We start from the raw sequence: 7,422 nt of genomic DNA, 5'->3' as shown, positions 1-7,422 counted from the left end.
CTTAATTCGTTTAGTTTTCAATGTTCAAATCGTTGTGATTAACAACTTTTATATTTTAACATTTTTAAAATTCTTTGTCAAGTCTTTTTTAAAACTTTTTTTAAAAATGTTTTTTCGTCTTCATCAGAAGACTTAACTATTTTATCATTTCTTCGAATGTTTGTCAAGAAGTTTTTTTAAAACTTTTTAACCGTTTACTTCGTTGAAATAATTGGTGTTGTCTCTCTTCAAGACTTTTATAAGTTTATCATTTCTTTTTTATTTTGTCAAGAACTTTTTTATATTTTCTTAACATTTAATTATTAGAAATCTTATATTGTTCGTCTTCTTCTTGAGAAGACTTTTACTATTCTATCATCAACTTTATTACTTGTCAACACTATTTTCATATTTTTTCATTTTTATTTCAATTATTTCTTTCTATTTACTATTTACAATCAATTTCTATTGAGATATTATATAAGTATACAGTATAAGGAGGAGATTTTATGATTATTTTTAAAGAACCTAAAGATGTTACATTTGAACAAATATTAGATTACAAAGAAGAATTTGTTCTTAATAACGAAATCATTCAAGGTGCAGCTAATATGACTACTTTATCTATCCCTGAATGGGTAAAATTTGTAGAAAATACTAAGTATAAAGAAACAGTCACTCCGGGATTTGTTACTGCTCATACTTTCTTTGCACTAGATAATGACAAAATTGTAGGTATTATTAACGGTAGACATGAACTTAATGATTATCTATTAAACTTCGGCGGCCATATAGGTTATAGTGTTAGAAAATCTGAGCGTAGAAAAGGTTATGGTAAGAAAATGCTAAACTACATTTCTGAATTTTTGTTTTCACTTGGTCTAGATAAAATTTTAATTACTTGTGATAAAAAGAATATTGCCTCTAAACGTACTATAGAATCATGTGGTGGTATTTTAGAAAACGAGGTAATAGAAGAATCTAGAATAACACTAAGATATTGGATATATAAAAAATAAGGTTAGGTTGGAATTTAATCCAACTTAACCTTTTATTTCATCTCAACCACAGTAGCTCCCATACCGCCTTCGTTTTGCCCTCCAGTTCTATAGCTAGCTACATATCTATTATTTTTAAGATATTCTCCGATATTTTTACGCAGGATACCAGAACCTAAACCATGAATAATAGTAAATGTATCATACCCTTGAAGTATTACTTTATCCATATAGTTTTCTATTTCCCTTATAGCTTCTTCTGTATTTAAACCTATTACATTAATATCGATACCTACTTTTTTACTACTTACATTGCTTGTACTAACATATCTAGTAGCTACTTCGGGCTCACTATCTATTTTCCTTACTTCTTTTTTCTTAATATTTAATTTCATAGCTCCCATTTTTATCTGTAGGGTATTACCAGAAATTTCTAAAACTGTTGCTCTTTGATTATAACTTAGTACCAGTACATCATCTCCAACTTTAATCTCACTACTAGCAAACTTAGGTTGGTTTTCTAATTTTCTTTGTAATCTTATATTATTCTTACTCTTGTCCATAGAATGAAGCAATTCATTAACTTCATGTTGTTTTAAAGAGGTATTATCCTTAAACTCTTTATAAATTTCAAGCATTTCTTCTTTTTTCTCTTCGATCTCTCTATTAAGTTCTATACTTAAATCATTATATAAACTTTCTTTATATTCTTCATATTTCTGTAGATTAGTATCAAGAGTTTGTTTTACCTCATCTATTTCATCTAATGTTCTATTTATATACTCTAATTTATAATCATATTCTCTAATACTTTCAGAAAGTTTATCGATAAATAAATTATTTTCTTTTGTATTTACTTCTAATAACGAACTAGCCTCATCTATAATTGATTGTTCTAAACCTAATTTTGCAGATATATTTATTGCATTTGATTTACCTGGTAAACCTATAATAAATCTATATGTTGGTTTCAGTTTTTCAAAATCAAATTCCATAGATGAGTTTTTATAATAATCCGACTCAAAACAATAATTCTTAATTTCAGGATAGTGTGTTGTACATAACATAGTAGCATTTAGATTTTTGAATTTTTCTAGTAGTGCAATAGAAAGAACTGCTCCTTCACTTGGATCTGTTCCTGAACACAATTCATCAAGTAATATTAGACTCTTATTATTTGTTCTATTTAATATGTTAATAATATTAGTCATATGAGAAGAAAAAGTAGATAAGTTATTCTCAATAGACTGTTCATCACCTACATCTACAAATACATCTTCAAAAAATCCGACTGTTGATTCCTCTAATGCTGGAATATAAAATCCTAGATGTGATAAGTACACACATAATCCAACTGTTTTTAAAATTACAGTCTTACCACCAGTATTAGGACCAGTTATTATTAGTGAATTTCCTTTATTGTCTAGAATAACATCATTTTTCACAACTACGTCTTTATCAATTAAAGGATTATATGCTCTCTTTAGATTAAGCTCTTGTGAATTTACTATATTTTGTTTATTAAAGCCATTTCTAGCACAGAAATTCATTTTTGAGAATATAAACTCTATTTGTGAAAAATTCCAAAGAGAATTTAGAAGTTCATCTGCTTTTTCTTTAACTACTTCAGATGCTTCTTTTAGTATTCTAAGAATCTCTTCTTTTTCCTTACGTTTTAAAATTCCTATTTCATTATTAATCTCTACATTTTCTTTTGGTTCAACGTAAAATGTATTTCCTGAGGCACTCTCATCATGAATAATTCCACCAAAGTCATTTTTATATTCGGGTTTTACTAAGATTACATCACGATCATTTCTCTTTGTTACAATTGCTTCAGTTAATTTTTTTACATTTGAACGAAGAATATTCTTTAGTATTTGATCACTCTTATTTTTTAACTTAGAAATATTTACTTTTATATTTTTTAATTCAAGTGATGCATCTGGTCTTATATAACCGTCCTCATCTATTATTCTATCTAGATATCTTTCAAGATCACTAAAATCATCTAGTTTAACTACATACTTTGTTAAACTTGGATAGTTAGCATGTTCTTGTAATTTGATATTTTCAAATCTTCTTGAGAATCTATCATAAGTTATAATGTTTCTTAATATATAGAAGAGTTCCTTTTCCGAAAGCACACTATCAATTTTAGCTTTCTTAACACTAGCGTTATAATCAAATATTTTTAATTTGAATTCGTTTGGGTATTTTCTAAGCAAATCATATCCCTCTTCATTCTCCTTATGTACTTCTACTAACTTATCATAATTTGTTATATATTCTAAATTTTTTATTTTTTCATAAGATAACTCTGAGAAACAATATTTCTCTACATCTTTTAAAACTAAGTCTAAATTAATTTTCTTTTGAGTAATTTTATTCAATCTAATCTCACTCCTTCAATCTATATTTACATGCTTTATCTTTTTATAACACAAACTATTATACACTAAATAAAAGTATTAAACAATTTCTTTTGATTAAAATTATCTTCTTACTCGCTAATAGAAAAAAATTCGGAGCACCTCTGGAACTCCAAATCTAATTTTATTTATTAAAGAATAAACTAATAAACTGTTTTGATAATACTGGTGTATTTTGAATTATATAATCTGGTAATGTTGAATCTTTAAATATCGCTATCTTCCAATCTGGAGCAGGCAATACCGTTACAAGGTAAAGTACTACAAACACAATTAAGTAAATCTCCACGAATCCTAGTATAGCACCAAGATATCTATCAGTTGTTTTTATTAATGGTAATTTTCTAATAACGCCCAATGTTTGAGCTAGAATTTGTATTATTAATCGAATAACAATAAATAATACGATAAATGATACTATACGATAGTATGCTGTTGGAATATTAAGTCCTTTATATATTCCCTCAAGCCCTTCTGTAACATCTGTTGGAATGGGAATCATACTTGTAAATAAATATGCCAATCTTGAACTAAATAACATTGATACTGCATAACCAATTACTATTGTACCTAAATAAAATATTTGCATGATTAGTCCACGCTTGTACCCTAAATATGCACCAGCAAGTAATAATAATGCAATAATTACATCAACCATTATATCTCCTTTCAAATCATTAAATATTTTTTATGATTATAATTAATATATAAGTATTTTACTCTATCAACTTTAAAGTAGCATTAATCTATTTTAGACTAATGCTACTTTTTTATAAAGTTTAAATTATTATTCTACTCCGATAATGTATGGATATACCGGTTGCCCTGATTCTATAAGTTCTACTTCTACGTCAGGATATTTTTCTTCTATTAATTGTTCTAAGAAATCAGTATATTCTTCTGTACTCTCTTCACCTAAGTAAAGAGTTACAATTTCTTTATCTTCATCAATAGATTTTTCTAATAATTCTTCTAAAACTGTATTCAGAGATAAGTTAGAAACTACTATTTTTCCATCTTTAATTCCCATGAATTCATCTTTTTTAATTTCAACACCTTCGATGTTAGTATCACGAACAGCGTGTGTTACTTCTAGAGTACTTACTGTTGATAATACTTCTTGCATATTAGCAAAGTTTTCATCAGCTGAAGCTTGAGGATTAAATACCATAACTGCAGCTAAACCTTGAGGAGCTGTTTTACTTTCAATAACAAAAACATTTTCCTCAGCTAACTCAGCAGCTTGTTTTGCTGCAAGTTGGATATTTTTATTATTAGGGAAGATAAAAATGTTCTTAGCGTTAACTTCTTTAATAGCTTTCATAATATCTTCAGTAGATGGGTTCATTGTTTGTCCACCTTCTACGATATAATCAACTCCCATTGAAGTTAATACTTTACTTAATCCAGCTCCCATAGATATAGAAATCATTGCTTGTTCTTTAAGTTCTTTTGGAGTAGTCGCTTGTTTAGCTTCTTGTTTTCTTAGAACCTCACGGTGCTGTTCTCTCATATTATCAGATTTTATTTTGATAAGTTCTCCATATTGTTGACCATAATTGAATACATCCCCTGGAGTTTCTGTGTGAACATGAATTTTCACATACTCACTATCTGAAATTACTAGAAGAGAATCTCCAAATTTACTCATATCTTCACGGAATTTATCTTCGTTAAAATCTTTTTTCTCTTTATCAAGACGAACTGTGAACTCAGTACAGAATCCATATACTATATCTTCTGGGCTCATGAAGTCCATATCATGATCATCTTCAAATTGCATATCAACAACATTAGTCTCTACAGATTCTAATCCTTCAATTTTTTCACCTTTAAGCGCTGCAACGAAACCTTGATATACGCAAACAAGTCCTTGACCTCCTGAGTCTACTACACCAACTTCTTTTAGAATTGGTAATAAATCTGGAGTTCTTTTTAGTGAAGCTTGAGCTTCAGCGTAAATAGCTTCCATTACTTCAACTACAGAATCACTATTTTCCGCTGCTTTAAGTCCAGCTTCAGCAGCTTCACGAGCTACTGTTAAAATAGTTCCTTCTACTGGCTTAATAATTGCTTTATAAGCAATACTTACACCATTTTGGATAGCTTCGGCAAACTCTTTAGCATTAACTTCTTTTTTATCAGCTATGTGCTGAGACATTCCTCTAAATAATTGAGAAAGGATAACACCTGAGTTTCCACGTGCTCCCATTAATAATCCTTTAGAAAAAGATTTACCTAATTCACCGATGTTTTCAACAACATTTGCAGCTGTTTCTTTAGCACCTGATGACATTGAAAGGTTCATATTTGTTCCTGTATCACCATCTGGTACAGGGAAAACATTTAATGAGTTTATTTTTTCTGCATTTTTAGCTAAGTTTTTTGATCCTAAATCAATCATTTCAGCTAAAACGAGTCCGTTAATTTTCTCCACTATCTTTCCTCCTATTTATTTACCTTGATGCCTTGAATATAAATGTTGATTTCATCAACTTTGACACCTAAAGTTTTTTCAATTTGATATTTTACTGAAGATTGAACATTGTTAGCTATTTCTGAAATTTTTGTACCATACATAACTATGATATATAAATCAATTACAAGTTTCTCTTCATCTTTTTTTACTACTATTCCTTTTGCGTAATTTTCTTTACGTAAAATTTCTGTAATTCCATCTTTAACTTGATTTTTACTAGCCATTCCTATGATTCCGTAACAACTTACAGCTGCACCACCTGCAACCGATGCTATTACATCATCACTAATAGAAACATGACCATATTCATTATTAATTTCTAATGACATATCTTTTCCTCCTATTTTAAAAATAGTCAACTGAACATACGAACTATTATACCTTTTTTAACAAAAAAATACAAGTAAAACATTGATAATTCTTTACTTAGAGCCTTTTAGCATCTCTTTTATATTGCTAATATTGTTTATTATTATTAATAAATTCCTTAGAATGAATCATTAATGTAATGACATCACACACTGGTGTAGGAATATTATGAATTTTTCCAAGTCTTGAAATTTCACCATTAAGATAATCTATTTCTGTCAAACGACCATTCTTCATATCTTGATATAAAGATGGATAATGCGCTCCTGCAGTCTTTAATGAAAAACAATTTTTTATATTATTTTCGATTACATCTTGCTTAATATCAATCCCTTCAGCTTTACCTACTGCTGTAATTTCATTTAGAACCGCCCTTGTTAATTCTAAATTCTTATCATAGCTTCCATATTGATTAATATTACAATCAATAAGCGTACAAAATGTATTAAGCACACAGTTTAGCCCTGCTTTATGCCATATTGATTGATATGTATCTGCCGAATATCTAATATTTAAACCTGCCCCATTTAATCTATCTACAAGTTTCAAAGTTTCATCTAAGTTAATCTCTTTAACTTGTTTTAACTCTATTTTTCCCGTTCCATGCGCATTTAATACACCTGGACCTCCTAGCCCACTAGTCCACACCGTTACACCAATAAGAATGTTCTCTTCTTTTATATAATCTTTTAAAGTCTCAACGTGACCTAAACCATTTAAAATACAAATGATTTTAGTATCTTCATGAAATAAATGTTTAACTTTTTCTAGCATAGCTCTTAATTGCATAGATTTGGTTGCAACAAAAACTACATCATATTTTCCTCTGACTTGATCAGGATGATATGTCGGTATATAATAATTACCCAAATCTACCTCATCAATTATAACTTTTAATCCATTATTAGTAATATTTCTTACATGTTCCTCCCAAGAATCTACAAATGTTACATCTTCATTATTTTTAAATAACATATACCCAAATCTTGAACCAAGAGCTCCTGCTCCCGCAAATAATATTTTCATAATTAATCTCCTTAAAGCGTATTCTACCCTAATTTTATAACTATAAAATAACTTTGTCAATGTGTTATCAAATCAATATATATAATAAAATAACCTAACAAAAACATCTCTTAAGAAACGATTTTGTTAAGTTATCTTT

The 7,422-nt window shown here is 28.5% G+C and carries 6 protein-coding genes; 1 reads left to right on the top strand and 5 read right to left on the bottom strand.

The annotated features are described in order from the left end of the window. Positions 1 to 488 precede the first annotated feature (488 nt). Complete coding sequence (locus tag O5Y44_RS05450) at positions 489 to 998, top strand: GNAT family N-acetyltransferase (RefSeq protein WP_316447613.1); 510 nt, start codon at positions 489 to 491, stop codon at positions 996 to 998. Positions 999 to 1,030: 32 nt separating this feature from the next. On the opposite strand, the gene O5Y44_RS05445 is transcribed toward O5Y44_RS05450, so the two are convergent. From O5Y44_RS05445 to O5Y44_RS05425, 5 genes are all read right to left on the bottom strand, one after another. Continuing rightward, entirely contained in the window at positions 1,031 to 3,370 is a 2,340-nt protein-coding gene (locus O5Y44_RS05445) for an endonuclease MutS2 (protein ID WP_371465667.1), read from the bottom strand. Between the two features lie 163 nt (positions 3,371 to 3,533). Then, the gene (locus O5Y44_RS05440; protein ID WP_271965558.1) at positions 3,534 to 4,067 is read right to left on the bottom strand and encodes a CvpA family protein; all 534 of its coding nucleotides are present in this window, start codon (positions 4,065 to 4,067) and stop codon (positions 3,534 to 3,536) included. 129 nt (positions 4,068 to 4,196) lie between these two features. Then, complete coding sequence (locus O5Y44_RS05435) at positions 4,197 to 5,846, bottom strand: DAK2 domain-containing protein (RefSeq protein WP_271965556.1); 1,650 nt, start codon at positions 5,844 to 5,846, stop codon at positions 4,197 to 4,199. Positions 5,847 to 5,857: 11 nt separating this feature from the next. Next, on the bottom strand, positions 5,858 to 6,217 hold the full coding sequence (locus tag O5Y44_RS05430; protein ID WP_003146848.1) for an Asp23/Gls24 family envelope stress response protein: 360 nt from the start codon (positions 6,215 to 6,217) through the stop codon (positions 5,858 to 5,860). Between the two features lie 127 nt (positions 6,218 to 6,344). Then, a complete protein-coding gene (locus tag O5Y44_RS05425; RefSeq protein WP_271987473.1) occupies positions 6,345 to 7,283 on the bottom strand; it encodes a ketopantoate reductase family protein in 939 nt (312 codons plus the stop codon). Positions 7,284 to 7,422 lie beyond the last annotated feature (139 nt).

This window comes from Gemella sp. 27098_8_155, from assembly GCF_041433725.1.
GTDB lineage: Bacteria > Bacillota > Bacilli > Staphylococcales > Gemellaceae > Gemella > Gemella haemolysans_D.
Note: the sequence above shows the minus strand (reverse complement) of the source record. Positions and strands in the feature narration are given on the sequence as shown.